Annotated in this window: 14 protein-coding genes; 9 read left to right on the top strand and 5 right to left on the bottom strand. The window is 61.3% G+C overall.

Translation table 11 applies throughout. From position 1 onward, the window contains the following. Positions 1 to 9: 9 nt before the first annotated feature. Positions 10 to 567 (bottom strand): DUF2087 domain-containing protein, encoded by a 558-nt coding sequence (locus MUU54_RS18195; protein ID WP_247245434.1) that lies wholly within the window; start codon positions 565 to 567, stop codon positions 10 to 12. Between the two features lie 188 nt (positions 568 to 755). After that, positions 756 to 1,718, bottom strand: coding sequence for a LysR family transcriptional regulator (locus tag MUU54_RS18190; protein ID WP_247245433.1), 963 nt, complete (start codon positions 1,716 to 1,718; stop codon positions 756 to 758). Between the two features lie 142 nt (positions 1,719 to 1,860). Here MUU54_RS18190 and MUU54_RS18185 point away from each other — a divergent pair, with 142 nt between their 5' ends. Then, positions 1,861 to 2,472, top strand: a complete 612-nt coding sequence (locus tag MUU54_RS18185) for an FMN-dependent NADH-azoreductase (RefSeq protein ID WP_247245432.1) — start codon at positions 1,861 to 1,863, stop codon at positions 2,470 to 2,472. Between the two features lie 65 nt (positions 2,473 to 2,537). Here MUU54_RS18185 and amt read toward each other — a convergent pair whose 3' ends face one another. The 3 genes from amt to ilvA all read right to left on the bottom strand — a co-directional run bounded on the left by amt (position 2,538) and on the right by ilvA (position 7,538). Then, positions 2,538 to 5,666 carry an ammonium transporter gene (gene amt / locus MUU54_RS18180; protein WP_247245431.1) on the bottom strand — a complete coding sequence of 1,043 codons (3,129 nt, stop codon included), beginning with the start codon at positions 5,664 to 5,666 and terminating at the stop codon, positions 2,538 to 2,540. A gap of 198 nt (positions 5,667 to 5,864) precedes the next feature. After that, complete coding sequence (locus tag MUU54_RS18175; RefSeq protein WP_247245430.1) at positions 5,865 to 6,188, bottom strand: HlyU family transcriptional regulator; 324 nt, start codon at positions 6,186 to 6,188, stop codon at positions 5,865 to 5,867. Positions 6,189 to 6,272: 84 nt separating this feature from the next. After that, complete coding sequence (gene ilvA / locus MUU54_RS18170; protein WP_247245429.1) at positions 6,273 to 7,538, bottom strand: threonine ammonia-lyase; 1,266 nt, start codon at positions 7,536 to 7,538, stop codon at positions 6,273 to 6,275. A gap of 87 nt (positions 7,539 to 7,625) precedes the next feature. On the opposite strand from ilvA, the gene MUU54_RS18165 reads away from it, so the two are divergent. The 8 genes from MUU54_RS18165 (at position 7,626) to MUU54_RS18130 (ending at position 16,179) form a co-directional block, all read left to right on the top strand. Then, positions 7,626 to 9,080 carry a TrkH family potassium uptake protein gene (locus tag MUU54_RS18165; RefSeq protein WP_247245428.1) on the top strand — a complete coding sequence of 485 codons (1,455 nt, stop codon included), beginning with the start codon at positions 7,626 to 7,628 and terminating at the stop codon, positions 9,078 to 9,080. Between the two features lie 179 nt (positions 9,081 to 9,259). Beyond that, the gene (locus MUU54_RS18160) at positions 9,260 to 10,609 is read left to right on the top strand and encodes an amidase (protein WP_247245427.1); all 1,350 of its coding nucleotides are present in this window, start codon (positions 9,260 to 9,262) and stop codon (positions 10,607 to 10,609) included. 88 nt (positions 10,610 to 10,697) lie between these two features. Next, positions 10,698 to 10,967: a D-glutamate cyclase family protein gene (locus MUU54_RS18155; RefSeq protein ID WP_247245426.1), complete on the top strand. Its 270-nt coding sequence runs from the start codon at positions 10,698 to 10,700 to the stop codon at positions 10,965 to 10,967. A gap of 434 nt (positions 10,968 to 11,401) precedes the next feature. Beyond that, positions 11,402 to 12,421 (top strand): LacI family DNA-binding transcriptional regulator, encoded by a 1,020-nt coding sequence (locus tag MUU54_RS18150; protein ID WP_247245476.1) that lies wholly within the window; start codon positions 11,402 to 11,404, stop codon positions 12,419 to 12,421. Beyond that, positions 12,418 to 13,440, top strand: coding sequence for an ABC transporter substrate-binding protein (locus tag MUU54_RS18145; protein WP_247245425.1), 1,023 nt, complete (start codon positions 12,418 to 12,420; stop codon positions 13,438 to 13,440). The genes MUU54_RS18150 and MUU54_RS18145 overlap by 4 nt, the downstream gene beginning before the upstream one ends. A gap of 114 nt (positions 13,441 to 13,554) precedes the next feature. Further along, entirely contained in the window at positions 13,555 to 14,382 is an 828-nt protein-coding gene (locus MUU54_RS18140; RefSeq protein ID WP_247245424.1) for an ABC transporter permease, read from the top strand. Next, a complete protein-coding gene (locus MUU54_RS18135; protein WP_247245423.1) occupies positions 14,379 to 15,158 on the top strand; it encodes an ABC transporter permease in 780 nt (259 codons plus the stop codon). Before MUU54_RS18140 ends, MUU54_RS18135 begins: the two co-directional genes overlap by 4 nt. Then, positions 15,151 to 16,179 carry an ABC transporter ATP-binding protein gene (locus MUU54_RS18130; protein WP_247245422.1) on the top strand — a complete coding sequence of 343 codons (1,029 nt, stop codon included), beginning with the start codon at positions 15,151 to 15,153 and terminating at the stop codon, positions 16,177 to 16,179. The genes MUU54_RS18135 and MUU54_RS18130 overlap by 8 nt, the downstream gene beginning before the upstream one ends. Positions 16,180 to 16,182 lie beyond the last annotated feature (3 nt).

Raw genomic sequence — 16,182 nt, 5'->3', positions numbered from 1 at the left:
AGGCCGCCATCAGGCGGCCTTTTGCTTTGGCGACGTCAGCGCCTCGGTCAGCAGCTTCAACTCCGGCGGCGGCGCCTTCTCGACCCTCTGGTAGTCGCTGCCATCCCTGTTGCGGCGCATGAGACCGACATCGACGAGGTCGCGGCGCAAAAGCGCAGCATCCCCGAACAGGTGCAGTGCGTTCAGGCGCTCGCTGATCTCGCGCTCGGTAAACCTCAGCCGCGGCGGGATCTTCGTCCACAGGAACCACAGGCAGAGCTCCTGCTGCGATCGCTTGCCCGGCCACCGAATGATCTGTCCGTCGGTGTCAAAAACACGCAGCGTCTTTGACACCCGTGCAGCGTCAGCCTGTTGCTCCAGCTTCACCTCACGCCGCGTAACAGAGATTTCAGCCGCGTCGGCGGACGAGCGAAAGTGCTGGTAGTTGCGGAAGCCTGCGGCGCGGCTGAGAAGGTTCAGCATCTCGACATGGGTCGGCGCGTGGTCGAGCCGGCCCATCTGTTCACGCAGCGATTTGGCAAAGGCTGAAACGTCGGCCACGGCCATCGGATAGATGGTTCTAGTCATCTCTTATCCTCGACGTGCCGGTCCGTCTGGAGTATCGCTGGTCGCCGTCTTGTCGAAGTGGCACGGGATAAGGGCGGATGATCGTAAAATCGCAGGTTTAGCTTCCCTTGCGGGACGGCGACGCCTCGGTGAACTGCTGACCGTGACGCTTTCTAGCGCCAGCGGCGGAGGCCGTCAATCGAGGCGCCTCACTCTGCCGCCGCCACCCATGGCCTGCGGTTATCCAGAATGCTGGCGAACTGGTCCACCTTCGGGCAGTTGGACAACCGTTTTCTGAAAGCCTCGATCAGCCAGGTGCCCGCGGGACCTGCGGGGTTGGACATCTTGCGCAGGGCGTAGATCGGGTACTCGCCCTGCTCGTACGCGTCGAGCTTCAACGCAACGAGGCGCCCACTCTGCAGGTCCTCGCGCACAAGGGCGGCCGGAAGCCCGCCCCAGCCAAGTCCGCCACGGATCAGCTGGTGCTTGGTTGCAATGTCGCTTACCCGCCATGTCTTGTATGACAGCACGTTGAAGTCCCGCCCGTTGGTCAGCCCAGAGGCATCCGTCACGACGAGCTGCGTCTCCTCGCGCACATCCGGCAGCGTCAGCGGCCGATCAATCCGTGCAAGCGGATGATCTGCCGCGGCGACCGGAACCATGAACGAATGGCCGATCTTTTCGGCGTGGATCGTGTCGTCCGGCTTAAGTAGCGCGCCGCCAAGACCGATGCCTGCGCGGCCACTGGCGACCATGTCCATCACCATGCCGAGTTCGCCGACGTTGAGGTTCAGGGCAACCGTCGAAAACCGCTTCCCGAACTCCCGCAGTTCCTCAACCACGACATCCGCCGGCACCATGACGCTGATTGCCAGCGACAGCTCAGGCTCCAGCCCCTGTTTCATGCTCTTCGCCCGCGAGCGCATGACCTGCAGGTCGGCCACGATCCGCCGCGCATCGGGAAGCATGGCCCTTCCCGCCTCCGTCAGCTTCGGCTGTCGCACGCCGGTACGCTCGAAGAGCGGAACCTCCAGCTGGGCTTCGAGATTAGCGATGGTGTAGCTGATTACCGACTGCGCCCGCTTGAGCGAACGGGCCGCTGCCGAAAAACTGCCGGACTCGGCGACGGCGAGGAAGACCTGCAACTGGTCGAGCGTCGGGTTTGCGTCCATCAGAGTATCCATAATGTCGATAGATCCTGTCGATATTATCAGTCTTAAATTGATGGATGTCGAGTTCTATCTCTTGGCTCAAGCGAGCCGACTCGCCTGACGACCTCCCAAGTCGACCACCGAACAAGCCAGGAAAACTGCCATGTCCATTCTTCTCGTTACCTCCAGTCCACGCGAAGATTCCCTCTCGACCAAGGTCGCCACCTCCTTCGTCGAAAAGCTGAAGAGCCGTAGGCCTGATGCTGCGGTCGTGCATCGCGACCTCGGCAACAAGCCGATCGCTCATCTCGACACCGTGACGACGTCGGCGATCCGCAAGGCCGCCGCTGATCGCAATGCCGAGGAAGCTGCGGCGGCAGCCGAGTCGGACGAGCTGGTGGGTGAGCTTCTCGCCGCCGACACGGTGGTGCTCGCCACCGGACTGATCAACTTCAACATTTACTCAACGCTGAAGTCGTGGATCGACAATGTCGCCCGCGCCGGCATGACATTCCGCTACACCGCCGAAGGCCCCGAAGGTCTGGCGACCGGCAAGAAGGTCTATATCGTCCTCTCCGCCGCCGGGATCTATTCGGAAGGTCCGGCCATGGGCATGAACCACGCCATTCCTTACCTGAAGACGGTCCTCGCCTTCATGGGCATGACGGATGTCGAAGTCGTCTATGTGGAAGGCACGGCCTTCGGTCCGGAAGCCTTCGACAAGGCACTGGCACAGGCGGATGCCCGCATCTCGGAGCTGGCAAAAGCCGCCTGACCGAAAGGGTTACCGGTCGCAGAAGAGCCGCGGGTCATTCCCGCGGCTTTTTCTTTGGCCAGTCTTCAGGCGCGTCGCCGCGGCGAGCTCGCTGCCCCATCGGCTATTCTTATCGGACGCGGTGAGCGGTGCATGTGCACAAGCTGAACCGCGATGGCATTGTCCACCCCGCGCTGAAGTTCGGTGAGCGGTTTCGGCCGCCCCAGCAGGTATCCTTGCAACTCGTCACATCCCGCCTGAGCCAGGAACAGCGCCTCCTCGATCGTCTCGACCCCTTCTGCGACGATTTTCATCCCAAGCCCGGCGCCGAGCTCGATGATGCTGCGCACGATGACCGGTGCGTTGTCGGTGGTCGCAAGGTTGCTGACGAAGCTTCTGTCGATCTTGATCGTGTCGAACGGGTAGCGGCTAAGATAGCTGAGGGAAGAATAACCCGTGCCGAAGTCATCCAGCGCGATCCCGAAGCCCATGTGCTTGATCTCGTCGAGGATGGAGACAGCCCGCTGATCGTTCTCGATCAGAACGCTTTCGGTGATCTCCAGCTCCAGCCGCGCTGGATTTGCGCCGGTACGGACCAGCACATCATGCAGGTTCGGCAGGAAGTCCGCGTGGCGGAACTGTAGCGGGCTGACATTGACGCTGATGCTGCAGCCAGGGACGCTGTCGAGCAGACGGCAGGCCTCCGCCAGCACCCATTCTCCCAAACGGATGATCTGCCCCGACGCCTCCGCAACGGGAATGAAATCGCCTGGACTTACCATCCCCTTCTTCGGGTGGTTCCAGCGCACGAGCGCTTCGTAGCTCGTGATCGCTGCCGTCGCCGGCTCAACACGCGGCTGGAGATAAAGCTGGAACTCTCCCCGCTCCAGTCCCGCCGCCAGGTCGAGCTCAAGGGCACGCCGCTTTTCGATCAACTCGTTCATCCCGGCCTGAAAGACGACGTACGTGTTGCGGCCGGACTCTTTGGCATGCTGGAGCGCAATGTCCGCGCAGCCGATCAGCATCTCCGGTTCCGGTGCGTGGTCGGGGCAGAGGGCACCGCCGAGGCTGACGCTTGCCGTGACGCGATCGTGGCTGCCGAGAGGCATCAGCTGGCGCATGAGCCCGAGGATCGAGGTCGCGAAAACCCGCAGCTCCTCTTCCGTCCGCACACCGCGCAGCACGAGTGCAAACTCGTCCCCGCCCAGCCTTGCGACGAGATCTTCGGCTTCCGCAGCCTTTGCCAAGCGTCGGGCGACTTCCGCAATGACGGCATCGCCTCCCTGGTGACCATAGACGTCGTTGATCTCCTTGAACCGGTCAATATCGACGAGCAGGAGGGCGAATGGCTCCCCCTGCATCGCTAGTTCGGCCATCTGCGAAATCTGCTCGGCAAACAGGGCCCGGTTCGGTAGTCCCGTGTGTGGATCGTGCAGCGCAAGATGACGGATACGCTGTTCCGCCATCTTGCGCTCGCGAAGATCGACGATGCAGCCGATGCGGGCTTTCTCACCACGATAGACGATGTCACGGCCCCGGGCTTCCACCGGGATCTCCTCCCCGTTCGCCATCCTCAAGACGATCTCGTGGCTGACGTTGTCGTTCATCTGAGTCATGTCGCGGATCTTGGAGAGTGGGCCATCCTTCAAGAACTCGAAAACCGGGCGGCCGATCAGTTCATTGAGCGGGGCACCGACAAGCTGGGCGAGCTGCTGGTTGCCATCGACCAGAATGCCGTGACGATGAATGAGAATCGCCTCGAAGGTTGCATTCGCGAGCGCTGCCACTCGCTCTGCCTCCTCGTCGTCGCGGCGCAGATGCAGCACTTCCTGGCGGCTGCGCTCCTCGGCCTCCATTGTCTCGATCAGCCGGTTGAAGAGCCCCGACAGCCGCTCCGCCTCGTCGCCGGCGACCACCGGCAGCCGCTTGCCGAGATCGGCCGTGCCGTTGACGAGTTCGGCCAGTGCGTCCTCCACATGCCCCACCCCCAGCCGCGTCGCATGCTCCGCCACGTTGAGGCCGTCCTCCTCCTCCCGCCCCGAAACGCGGATCGCAATGGTGCGGTCGATGAGCCAGAAGAAGGCGTATCCGAGGCCGAACGCCCAGTAGAAGTTGATGCCGATGCCAACCAGCTGGATATGCAGCTGGGCGAGACGGCCGCCTGCGGGAAGATCCGCCACCGGAGCGAAGAGCGCCACCGCAAGCGTTCCCGCGGCGCCTGCAAAGGCGTGCACGCCGATCGCGCCGACCGCATCGTCGATGCGCAGCTTCTGCTCCAGGAAAGCATTGCCGAAGATGGCAACGGCGCCCCCGAGGGCGCCAACCATCATGGCGCTTGCAGGATCGAGCAGATGACAGCTCGCCGTCACCGCCACCAACCCGCCGAGAAGGCCGGCACTCGACTTCTCCGGCAGGATGACGCCATCCTGGTAAAAGCCGATCACATAACCCACACAGGCGCCCATGCCGCCGGCGAGCACCGTGTTCAGGATGATTGCCGGCACTGCGTCGCTCGCGGCCAGCGTTGATCCCCCATTGAAGCCGATCCAGCCGACGAAGAGCAAGAGGGCGCCGGTGGTGGAGAGCACGGGGTTGTGTCCGGCAATTCGGACAGCTGTACCATCCTCACGAAAGCGTCCGACGCGTGGACCTACAACGATGCAGGCCGCAAGCGCAATCCAGCCGCCTGTTGCATGAACGACGGTGGAGCCGGCGAAATCCACGAAGCCCATCTCCGCGAGGAAAGCCGAAGGATTTGGAAACAATGCTCCTCCCCAGGTCCAGTGCGCAAAAACGGGATAGATGAAGCCGGACAGAACCAGCGATCCGAAGACATAAGCGGGCAGCTTCATCCTTTCGGCAACCGCACCGGAAACGATGGTTGCGGCTGTTCCACAAAACATGACTTGAAAGACGAAAAAGGCAGCTTGGTGGGCGGTGAGATCTCGTAGAAAGTAGAAACGGCTGTCCCAGCCAAAACCGCCATTTGCGCTTCCGAAGGCAATCATGAAGCCGATCGCTGCGAAGGCGATAACGCCGAAAACGAAGTCCAGCAGGTTCTTCTGCGCGACATTGATGGAATTCTTGGAGCGGACCATGCCCGCTTCGAGCAGTAGAAACCCGACCTGCATCAGCATCACCAGGCCTGCCGCAAAGAGCATCCAGGTGATGTCGAGCTGTATTGGGTGCAAGTCGCCTTCGCTTGCGGAGGCCATAGGGGGCATCAACAGCGAGGCGATAAGCGACCCAGAGAAAGATCGGATCAAAAACCGTCTAGCTGTCGCCATCAAGCAGTACCGATAATGAAACCTACATTCAAACTCGCAAGTCTATCTATCGCTAATGCTTTAATTTTTGGTTTGGTTCTCCTCTGAGATTTCAAGGGCGTCCGTTACGCCTGATGCGTCGCCGCTTCAAGTTGAGCGGGATTTCTCTCCATCGGCGAAAAGCGACGGCCCGTTCTGGTCGATGATCTGACGCGCTTTTCGAAAAGTACAGTCGAGTGCTTCATCCATTGAGGTGAAGACATCGGCGCGGATGAAATGGCGCACCAGCCGCTCCCCGTTCACATCCTTCTCGATCCGCCCGGCAAGCCGCAGCTGATTGCCCTCGCGGATCGGCTCCGCAAAGATAAGGCAGTCACCACAGGGTTGCGGCTCCGCCGCAGGCGATGCCGGCGCCTCGGACTTCGAACCGCCGGAGAAGATCGAGAGGATACCTGAAAGAAAAGAAGCCATGTGCCTGCCTATCATATTCGCGGGATTGGAAAAAGTCTGGACGTCGACCTGTCGGCGCGCCACGAGGGGCAATCTCAAGCGCCCTCAGATGATCAGATTGGCCAGGATCTCGTTCTCGGTGATGTCCTGGTAGCCGAGATCTGCTGCCTCGAAGCGCTCAAGCAGCCCCTTGAAATTGACCGGGTTCTTGGTCTCGATGCCGATCAGAATTGAGCCGAAGTTGCGGGCGGATTTCTTCAGGTACTCGAAACGCGAAATGTCATCCTCAGGCCCGAGAAGATTAAGGAAGTCGCGCAACGCGCCAGGGCGCTGCGCCAGCCGCAGGATGAAGTACTTCTTCAGTCCCGAGTGACGCATCGCCCGTTCCTTGACGTCCGGGAGGCGCTCGAAGTCGAAATTGCCACCGGAAACGACGGCCACCACCGTCTTGCCTTGCAGCCGCTCCGGCCCCAGCATGTCGAGCGCCGTGATCGACAGCGCGCCAGCAGGCTCCAGCACCAGGCCTTCGAGGTTGAGCATTTCGCTGATCGTCACGCAGATCGCGTTTTCCGGCGCCAGCAGCACCTGTTCGGGCGCAAACCTGCGCAACCCCTCGAAGTTCAGGTCGCCGATCCGCGCGACGGCCGCCCCGTCGACGAAATTGTCCACCTTCGGCAGCCGGATGGCAGCACCCGCCTCCAGGCTGCGGCGCAGGCTGGGCGCGCCTTCCGGCTCGACCATCACGAAAGCTTCCGCCGGCAGGTCACCTTTCAGGTAGCCGGTGATTCCCGAAGCCAGACCACCGCCCCCCACCGGCAGCACCATCAGGTCCGGCCGAACGCCTTCAGGCAGTCGCTGAAGAATTTCGGCCGCAACGGTGGCCTGTCCTTCGACGATATCCGGGTGATCGAACGGCGGCACCATCATGCCTCCCGTTTCTTCGACATACGCGTTGGCCGCGGCGTAGCACTGGTCGAAGATATCGCCGATCAGCCGGATAGTGATGAATTCGCCGCCGAACATGCGCGTCTTGTCGATCTTCTGTTGCGGCGTCGTCACCGGCATGAAGACCACGCCCGGGACCTGAAAATGCCGGCAGACGAAGGCGAAGCCCTGGGCGTGGTTGCCTGCCGAAGCGCAAACGAAGGTTCGGTCGCGACCGCCCGCCGCCATCGCCTTGCGGAAGAAATTGAAGGCGCCGCGGATCTTGTAGGAGCGCACCGGCGAGAGATCCTCGCGCTTCAGCCAGATCTGCGCACCGAAGCGGCGGCTCAGGTGCTCGTTCAACTGCAGCGGCGTTTCGGGGAATATCTCCCGCAGCGCCGCACTGGCTTCATCCACCGCCGTCTTGTCCACGTCTGCTCCGTCCATTGAATTTCCCATGCCATCCCGCTATGCCATAGCCGACCGCAAGGGGGAAACCGTCTTTCGGCCCACACGAGAAACCGGGACATCATTTTGAACGCCAGTCTCCTTCGGCCGGCCATCTATATCGCGGCGCTCTGCGGGCTATATCTGGCGACAGCTATGTTTCTGCCAGCAATGATCGACCTGTATTACGGGCACGACGACTGGCAGGTGTTTGCGCTGTCCGCCTTCATGGTGGGCGGCATTTCGCTGATGACGGCGCTTGCCACGCGCGGCTCACCGCCCGTCTTCACCAAGCGATTGGGCTTCCTGCTTGTCAATCTGCTGTGGATGATCTTCTCGCTGGTCGGCGCGATCCCGCTTTATCTTGCAGATCACGAGCTGACCTTTGCGCAGTCGATTTTCGAATCGATCTCCGCGATCACAACCACCGGCTCCACGGTCCTCGTTGGCCTCGACGACCTGCCGCCCGGCATTCTCCTGTGGCGGTCGCTGCTGCAATGGCTCGGCGGTATCGGCATCGTCGCGTTGGGGCTTTTCGTCCTACCGTTCCTGCGCGTCGGCGGCATGTCGTTCTTCAAGCTGGAATCCTCCGACACCAGCGACAAGCCCTTTGCGCGCCTGGCAAGCTTTACCCGCGCCTTCATCGGCATCTATGTCGGCATCACACTGCTCTGCGCGATCTGCTATGCCTGGGGCGGCATGACCCGCTTCGATGCGCTCAACCACGCCTTCACCACGGTCGCGACCGGCGGCTTCTCCACCCACGACGCGTCCTTCGGCTATTTCGACAGCATCCCGCTTCTGTGGATCTCAACACTCTTCATGACGGTCTGCAGCCTGCCATTTTCGCTGCTGATCATCTTCGTGGTGCGGCGCCGGCTGGATTCGCTGCGCGACCCCCAGATCGTCGTGTTCGTAGGCTATCTCTTTGTCTTTGCGGTGGTGCTCGCCGTTTATCACCATCTGCAGAATGACGTGGGACTTGGCACGGCACTGGCGCATTCGTTTCATAACATGTCGTCGATCCTGTCGACCACCGGCTATGCCAGCACCGACTACACGACCTGGGGCCCGTTTGCGGTAGCACTCGCTTTCTTCGCCACCTTCATGGGCGGCTGCACCGGCTCGACCGCCGGCGGCATCAAGGCCTACCGCTTCGTCGTCCTGTTCAACATCGTCGGCACGGGCCTCAAGCGCCTCATCTATCCCAATGCCGTCTATTCCGTCCGCTACGGCAAATCGGTGATCGAACCGGAAGCACAGCGCGGCATCTTCCTGTTCGTGGCGCTCTACATCTTCCTCTGGGCGGTTGGCAGCCTCGCCATGACGCTGCTCGGCTACGATTTCCTTACCGCCGCCTCCTCCGTAATCACGGCCCTCTCCAATGTCGGCCCCGGCATCGGCACAATCGTCGGACCGGCCGGCAACTTCTCGACGATCAGCGATCCCGCACTTTACCTGCTGTCGGTGATGATGCTCGCCGGCCGCCTGGAGATCCTGACCGTACTGGTGCTGCTCACCCCGCTCTTCTGGCGGCAGTGACGCAATAATGCCGGGTAAGTCGCTGGTTCGGACGGCGGGATCGACCGGCACGGCTGCGTTGGAGGATTGGCATCCGACCTTCGACTAAACTTGCGTTCGAGCTGCATGATCCGGTCCTGGACCGCTCCATCCACCACGGCTACACAATCGACGTGCTTTCCGAGATAGCGTGAGACACCATGAAAACCGTTCTTGATAATGCCGCAGCTCTTTCGAAGGGCGAAACGAACTCGCAGACGCTGACCGAGCAGGCGCTCCAGCGGATGAATGATCCGGAGGGGCAAGGCGCGAAGGTCTTCATTCGCCGCAACGACGCGCGAGCGATGAACCTCGCCAAGGCATCCGACCTGGTGAGGACTGCCGGCCATCCGCGCTCGCCGCTCGAAGGCCTGCCGATTTCGGTCAAGGACCTCTTCGACCTTACAGGGGAAACGACGCTCGCAGCCAGCAAGGCTGCTGAAAGCGCCTCGCCGGCTGCTGCAGACGCACCTGTTGTCCGCCGCCTGATTGCTGCGGGCGCAGTGATCACCGGCACGACCAACATGAGCGAGTATGCCTTTTCAGGCCTCGGGCTTAACCCACATTACGGAACGCCCCTCAACCCTTACGACCGGGCAATCGGGCGCATCCCCGGTGGCTCCTCCTCGGGCGCGGCTGTATCCGTCGCGGACGGCATGGCGATCGCGGCGATCGGAACGGATACTGGTGGCTCCATCCGCATTCCGTCGGCCCTTTGCGGACTGACAGGTTTCAAGCCGACGGCAGAGCGCATTCCACGCCGAGGCTCACTGCCGCTCTCGACGACACTGGATTCTATCGGCCCGCTTGCGCAAAGCGTCACCTGCTGCGCCATCGTCGATGCTGTACTCGCGGGCGAGGATCCTGAGGCCATACCGTCCGCCTTGCCGATCTCCGGCCTGCGCCTGGCAGTTCCCCAGACGGTGGTTCTCTCGGACATGGATGCGGCTGTCGCATCCGCCTTCGAGCGTGCCTTGTCGCGCCTGTCCAAGGCCGGAGCGGTCATCACGGATCTTCCCATGGAAGAATTCGGTGAGCTCGGCACCATCAATGCGCGTGGCAGCATCATCGCTGCGGAAGCCTATCACTGGCACCAGGATCTGATTGAACACTCCGGGGCTTCCTATGATCAGCGCGTCCGCACCCGCATCCTCAAAGGCGCCGAGATGTCGGCGATCGACCTCCTCCGGCTCCTCGATGCGCGGCTCGATTGGCGCGAGCGGGTTGCTGCGAAGATGCATGGCTTCGATGCCATGATCATGCCGACGGTACCTGTCGTCGCCCCTGCGCTTGCACCGCTCGAAATCGACGACGAACTGTTCTTCAAGACCAACGCCCTCATCCTGCGCAACCCGAGCATCATCAATTTCCTCGACGGCTGCGCGCTCTCCCTGCCCTGCCACGAGCCGTGCTCCGCGCCAGTGGGACTGACGGTGGCCGGGCTTTCGACGTCAGACCGCCATGTGCTTGCGGCGGGGCTGGCGATCGAACAGGTCCTGACCTTGCAATAGGAGAGAGATCTCATGGCCGACGCTCTCTCGCCGGCACATGCCGTTCGTCTTAACGCGCGCAACGGGAGGCTGACTGGCGCAAGTCCCAATGTACCGGACCACCGTCGAGACGACACCAGCCGAACAATTCTCGGAGCCGGTCGTTGTGTCGATGCGCCCCGTGTTGCCGGCTGATGCAATCCGTGAAGTGGAGAACGGCTCCCACTGGTCCAGGGCGCTCCGTTTGATGTATGGCACGCGCTCCTTTAAGTTATTGCCCGCCGCGTTGGTTGCAGCCAAAGCTCGCCTTAGCAAGAGCCATGTAAAGCCGCGGGAGGGCCTAAGGGATCGACGACGGTTTTGGCGCGCTATGAGATGAGGCAGTTGCGCCTGGCGCGGCTGGACGCTCCAGAAACGACACTATGGCCCGAAATGTTTGGTTTAGTCTTCATTGAGGCTGATCGGTTTTTGCATTGACGTCCAATCTTTCCAGCACCGGGCGTTCCTGCAAGCGGGAGAACGGCGGCGCCATCCCTTCCACTGGAACTTCGGCAACTTCGAACCGGCTGGAGAAACGGAGGACTACCTCACCGTTCTCACCGCGCTTCTCGATTCGACGACGAAGACGCCAGACGCTGGACGGATCCCCTGGAATGGGACGAGGACGAGCGATTGCTGCTGCTGTGAATAATGCGGCTACAGTTGTCCTGAGCAACGAAAAAGGCTGGACTCGCCGAGGTTCGACAATTACCGTGATTAAACGATTAATCTTGTCGAGGCATCGTGGCTTCTCGATCCGGCCCCACGCTTAACATGATCGCCTCGGCGCTCGATGTTTCGGTCGCTACGGTATCGAATGCCTTATCGGGCAAGGGCCGTCTGTCGGCGGAGCTGACAAAGCGCATCCGAGATAAAGCTGACGAACTCGGCTACACGCCAAGCCAGGCCGCCCGTGCTCTTCGCACTGGCCGCAGCCGCGTGCTCGGCCTCGTTTTGCCAGATATTGCCAATCCGCTGTTTCCACAGATCGCTCAGGCTATCGAGTATGCAGCTAGCACGGCAGGCTACGGGATATTGATCGCCGACTCCCGTGGCAGCGTCGCGATGCAAACCGACGCGATCAACCGGCTCATCGAGCGCGACGTCGACGGCATCTTGATCGTCCCTCGCCTCGGCACGCGGATCGTGGACGTCGGGCGCCCGCTGGCGGTGATCGACAGTCCCTCCACCCCCAACAGCACCGTCTCGGCCGATCATTGGCAGGGTGGGCAACTGGTGATGGAGCATCTGGTCTCGCTTGGTCACCGACACATCGTGCTCATCGGCAACAACCCTTCATCCAATGTCCAGAATGATCGGATTGGCGGGATGAGGTCACGACTTCCTCCCGGTGGCCGTGCGCAAGTTCTATGGATCGAGCAGCACGAAGATATTTGCGGCAAAGGTGCACCGTTGCAACTCGTCGAACGCGTCAATGCAGGCGCCACGGCCTTCGCAGCAGTCTCCGATCTCCATGCACTGCGGGCCCTGACGGAGCTGCAAAACGCAGGCATCCCTGTTCCCGCTCGAGTGAGCGTCACAGGTTTTGACGACCTTGCCTGGTCGGCGATGATCACCCCGGCCCTGACGAGCGTCCGGATGGACGTGGCCTCCATCGCCCGCCTCGCGATCGAAGCCCTGCTGCAGGCAATCGAGTCCGACCCTCCCGGGACCACAGGTGCTGTCACTGCCGAGACAAGCAGTGTTCCGATGACGCTGGTCGTGCGTCAGACCACGGCTCCTCCCTTCGTCCCGATCAACAACCAGAACGCCCCAGAAGGAGAACCCGCATGAAGAAGCTACTCTATCTTTCTGCCGCCGCAGTGGTTTTGGCCGCCGGCTCTGCCCAAGCACAAGACAAGACCCTGACGATCTCCGTCTATGCTTTCGCGCAGGATGAGTTCAAGGAGATCCTCTACGATCCATTCGAGGCCAAGTGCGGGTGCAAGCTCGTGGTTGAGACCGGCAATAGCGTTGAGCGCCTCGCCAAGATGGAGGCAAACAAGGAAAACCCCGTCGTCGACATGGCCGTGGTTTCCATGACCGACGCCCTCTCTGCCGCCCGAACCGGCCTGACGGACAAGATTGACACGTCGAAGCTCACAAACTTCGACAAGCTCTACGACATCGCCAAGGATCCGAACGGCGACGGCATGAGTGTCGGCTATACCTTTTACGCCACCTCCATCGCATATCGGACTGACAAGATGAAGATCGAGTCTTGGGCCGACCTGCTGAAGGATGACGTTGTCTCGCACGTGGCCTTCCCGAACGTGACCACCAACCAGGGCCCTCCCGCGCTTTACATGCTCGGAAAGGCCCTTGGTTCAGACAAACCGGATCTGAAGGCTGCCATCGAAGCCGTGGGCGAGAAGAAGGACGAAATCGTCACTTTCTACGTCAAGTCCTCTCAGCTCGTTCAGTTGATGCAGCAGGAAGAGATCTGGGCCGCTCCGATCGGTCGTTTCTCCTGGGCGCCGTTCACCAAGCTCGACCTGCCGATCGCCTGGGCGACGCCGAAGGAAGGACAGACTGGCGGCATGAACGTGATGGTGGTTACCAAAGGCTCCAAAAACCAGGACCTCGCGCATGAGTTCATGGATTTCTGGCTGTCGACCGAGATCCAAACGAAGCTTGCCGACGCGCTGGTGGACAGTCCGGCCAATTCCGAGGTGAAGGTTTCCGACGAGGTCGCGAACAACATCACCTATGGCCAGGAAACCGCCCAAAGCTTGAAGCTCATCCCCTCCGACGTTGCGCTCGACAACCGGGACGCCTGGCTCTCAGAGTGGAACGCCGAGGTCGGTCAGTAAAGAAAACGGGACGCCCCTGAGCGTCCTCCACAATGCCTCCCAAGGCTAGGGTGCAGCCGCGGATTCCGTCCCGGCTGTGCCTGCCTTGAACCGGATTACAAGGGTCGACGAGACATGTTTCAGAACCGTGCGGAGGCGCTCGCACTTGCGTTGCCGGCCGCCATATTTGCCGCCCTTGTCTTCATCGTGCCGGTGCTTCTGCTTCTGTCGGAGGGCTTCAAAGTCGCCGAACAGTGGACGCTCTCCGCCTTCGTCGATTTCTTCTCTCAACCGCTCAACCGCACCGTCTTCCTGCGCACCCTAAAGCTCGGTGCCATGGTGACGCTGGTGGCGGCCGTCATCGGCTACGCGACCGCCTACGCCATCGTGTCCCTTCCAGCCGGTGCGAAAGGTCGGATGATCGGCCTTGTGGTCCTGCCGCTGATGATCTCTCCCGTAGCGCGCACCTATGCCTGGATCGTCATCCTTGGCCGCACCGGCATCGTCAACCAGGCGCTGATGGCCATCGGCCTGACAGACGAGCCGATCCGCATCCTCTTCACGGAAACTGCCGTCTTCATTGGCCTTCTCCAGCTCTTCCTGCCGCTGATGGTGATCTCGCTGATCAGTGCGCTCGAGAACTTGCCCCGAGACGCGGTCCCGGCGGCACGCGTGCTCGGCGCTAACTGGTTCCAGGTCTTCTGGAAGGTGATCCTGCCCCTCACCCGAGAAGGTCTCGTCGTCGGCGGCACGCTTGTCTTCACCGGCTCCATGACGGCCTATATCACGCCGGCGATCCTCGGTGGCTCCAAGGTTCTCATGCTGGAAACGCTTCTGTACCAACAGGTCACCGTCGCCAACAACTTCGTTTCCGCCAGCGTCATTGCCTTCATCCTAATCATCATGAGCGTGGCCGCCAACATCCTTCTCAAGCGCATCGCGACTGCAAGGAACAGAACATGACGCAGAGGCTCTTTGCTCCACTGACACTGCTGCTCGTAATGATCTTTCTGATCGGGCCGTTCTTCATCATCGTTGCCGCTTCCTTCTCCGCCGGCGAGACGCTCGCCTTCCCGCCCGAAGGGTTTTCGCTGAAGTGGATTAGCAAGGTCTTCATCGTTGAAAGCTTCCGGCAGAGCTTCGCCGTCTCCATGTTCCTCGCGATCGGAGGCACGCTTTCAGCGCTTCTGCTCGGCATCCCGGCCTCCTATGCCATGTCACGCTACAAGCTGCCACTGTCGGAAACGGTGCGCTTCATGGTGTCGGCTCCGATCATCGTGCCAGGGATCATCGTCGGCCTTGCGCTGCTGCGCTACTTCGTGATCCCGATCGGTCTGTCCATCACGCTCGCGCTTTTCGTGGCGCACACAGCGCTCGTGCTGCCTTATGCGGTGCGGGTCGTATCCGCCAGTCTCGCCAATCTGCGCTCCGACATGGAAGAGGCCGCGGTTCTGCTCGGATCGTCGCGGCTTGGAGCCTTTTTCCGTGTCGTGCTTCCGAATATTCGCGGCGGCATTCTTGCCGCCTTCATCCTCGGCTTCGTAACGAGCTTTAATCAGGTGCCGGTTTCGCTGTTCCTTTCCGGCCCCGGCGTACGCACGCTCCCGATCGACATGCTGGGCTACATGGAGATCGTCTTTGATCCGTCGGTGGCCGCCCTCTCCTCACTCCTCGCCTTCCTTTCCATCGGCATCGTCTTTGCCGCCGAACGATTCTTGGGCTTTTCCCGCTATGTCTGACGCTTCCTACCTTTTTCTCGACAAGCTTTCACTCGCCTACGGCAAGACGATTGCCGTCAAGGACCTCGATCTCAACATTTGCAAAGGCGAGCTTCTTGCCCTGCTTGGCCCCTCCGGTTGTGGCAAGACCACGACGATGCGGGCGATCGCCGGCCTGATGACCCCCTCGTCGGGCCGCATCATACTTGACGGTGCAGACATCACACGCGTCCCCGCCAACCGCCGCAACATCGGACTCGTCTTCCAGTCCTATGCCCTCTTCCCGCATCTCACGGTCTTCGAAAACGTGGCCTTCGGCCTGAAGCTGCACGGCCTTCGTGGCGAAGAACTGACGCGCCGCGTCGAAGATGGCCTCGAGACCGTGGGTCTCGCCGCCTTCGCCAACCGTAAGACGCCGGAACTGTCGGGTGGCCAGCAGCAGCGCGTTGCGCTTGCCCGCTCCATGGTCATGCAGCCGAAGGTTCTGATGCTCGATGAGCCTCTCTCTAACCTCGATGCCAGACTGCGCCTGGAGATGCGTACCGAGCTGCAGCGCGTCCAGAAGGAAAGCGGCGTGACGATGATCTTCGTCACTCATGACCAGGTAGAGGCTCTCGCACTTGCTGATCGGATCGTCGTAATGCGCGATGGCGCAATTGAGCAGATCGGAACGCCTGAGGAGATCTACAACAGCCCGGTATCGAGCTTCGTCGCCGACTTCGTTGGGTTTGAGAATGTCTTTGCCATAAGCGATGGCAGGCTTTCGACCAAGGATGGCGCCGATATTGCGCTTGCTGGTACACTCCCGAAGGCCAAAGGTCTGGCTTGGCGCCCGCGCGCCATCGAGCTGGGGACTGGCCCGTTCACTGGTGTTGTACGCGGCGTTTCCTTTGCCGGCGGCACCCGCGAATATGTGCTGGAGAGCCGGTTTGGCAGCATCAAGGCTGAGGCAGACGCCAAGCTTCCCGGCTACCCGCTCAACAGCGAGCTCGCATTCGACATGCCGGTCGCAGCCGCGGCGCCTCTTCAGCGCTTCGGGTAAGGC

Origin of the sequence: Pseudorhizobium tarimense, from assembly GCF_022968135.1 — a bacterium.
Lineage (GTDB): Bacteria > Pseudomonadota > Alphaproteobacteria > Rhizobiales > Rhizobiaceae > Neorhizobium > Neorhizobium tarimense.
The sequence above is the reverse complement of the archived record's forward strand: the minus strand, read 5'-3'. Positions and strand labels throughout refer to the sequence as shown.

Bases quoted from the DNA above. Each gene is read 5' to 3' on its own strand.
- MUU54_RS18195 (WP_247245434.1), bottom strand. From the start codon at position 567: ATGACTAGAACCATCTATCCGATGGCCGTGGCCGACGTTTCAGCCTTT.
- MUU54_RS18190 (WP_247245433.1), bottom strand. From the start codon at position 1,718: ATGGACGCAAACCCGACGCTCGACCAGTTGCAGGTCTTCCTCGCCGTC.
- MUU54_RS18185 (WP_247245432.1), top strand. From the start codon at position 1,861: ATGTCCATTCTTCTCGTTACCTCCAGTCCACGCGAAGATTCCCTCTCG.
- amt (WP_247245431.1), bottom strand. From the start codon at position 5,666: ATGGCCTCCGCAAGCGAAGGCGACTTGCACCCAATACAGCTCGACATC.
- MUU54_RS18175 (WP_247245430.1), bottom strand. From the start codon at position 6,188: ATGGCTTCTTTTCTTTCAGGTATCCTCTCGATCTTCTCCGGCGGTTCG.
- ilvA (WP_247245429.1), bottom strand. From the start codon at position 7,538: ATGGACGGAGCAGACGTGGACAAGACGGCGGTGGATGAAGCCAGTGCG.
- MUU54_RS18160 (WP_247245427.1), top strand. From the start codon at position 9,260: ATGAAAACCGTTCTTGATAATGCCGCAGCTCTTTCGAAGGGCGAAACG.
- MUU54_RS18155 (WP_247245426.1), top strand. From the start codon at position 10,698: ATGTACCGGACCACCGTCGAGACGACACCAGCCGAACAATTCTCGGAG.
- MUU54_RS18150 (WP_247245476.1), top strand. From the start codon at position 11,402: ATGATCGCCTCGGCGCTCGATGTTTCGGTCGCTACGGTATCGAATGCC.
- MUU54_RS18145 (WP_247245425.1), top strand. From the start codon at position 12,418: ATGAAGAAGCTACTCTATCTTTCTGCCGCCGCAGTGGTTTTGGCCGCC.
- MUU54_RS18140 (WP_247245424.1), top strand. From the start codon at position 13,555: ATGTTTCAGAACCGTGCGGAGGCGCTCGCACTTGCGTTGCCGGCCGCC.
- MUU54_RS18135 (WP_247245423.1), top strand. From the start codon at position 14,379: ATGACGCAGAGGCTCTTTGCTCCACTGACACTGCTGCTCGTAATGATC.
- MUU54_RS18130 (WP_247245422.1), top strand. From the start codon at position 15,151: ATGTCTGACGCTTCCTACCTTTTTCTCGACAAGCTTTCACTCGCCTAC.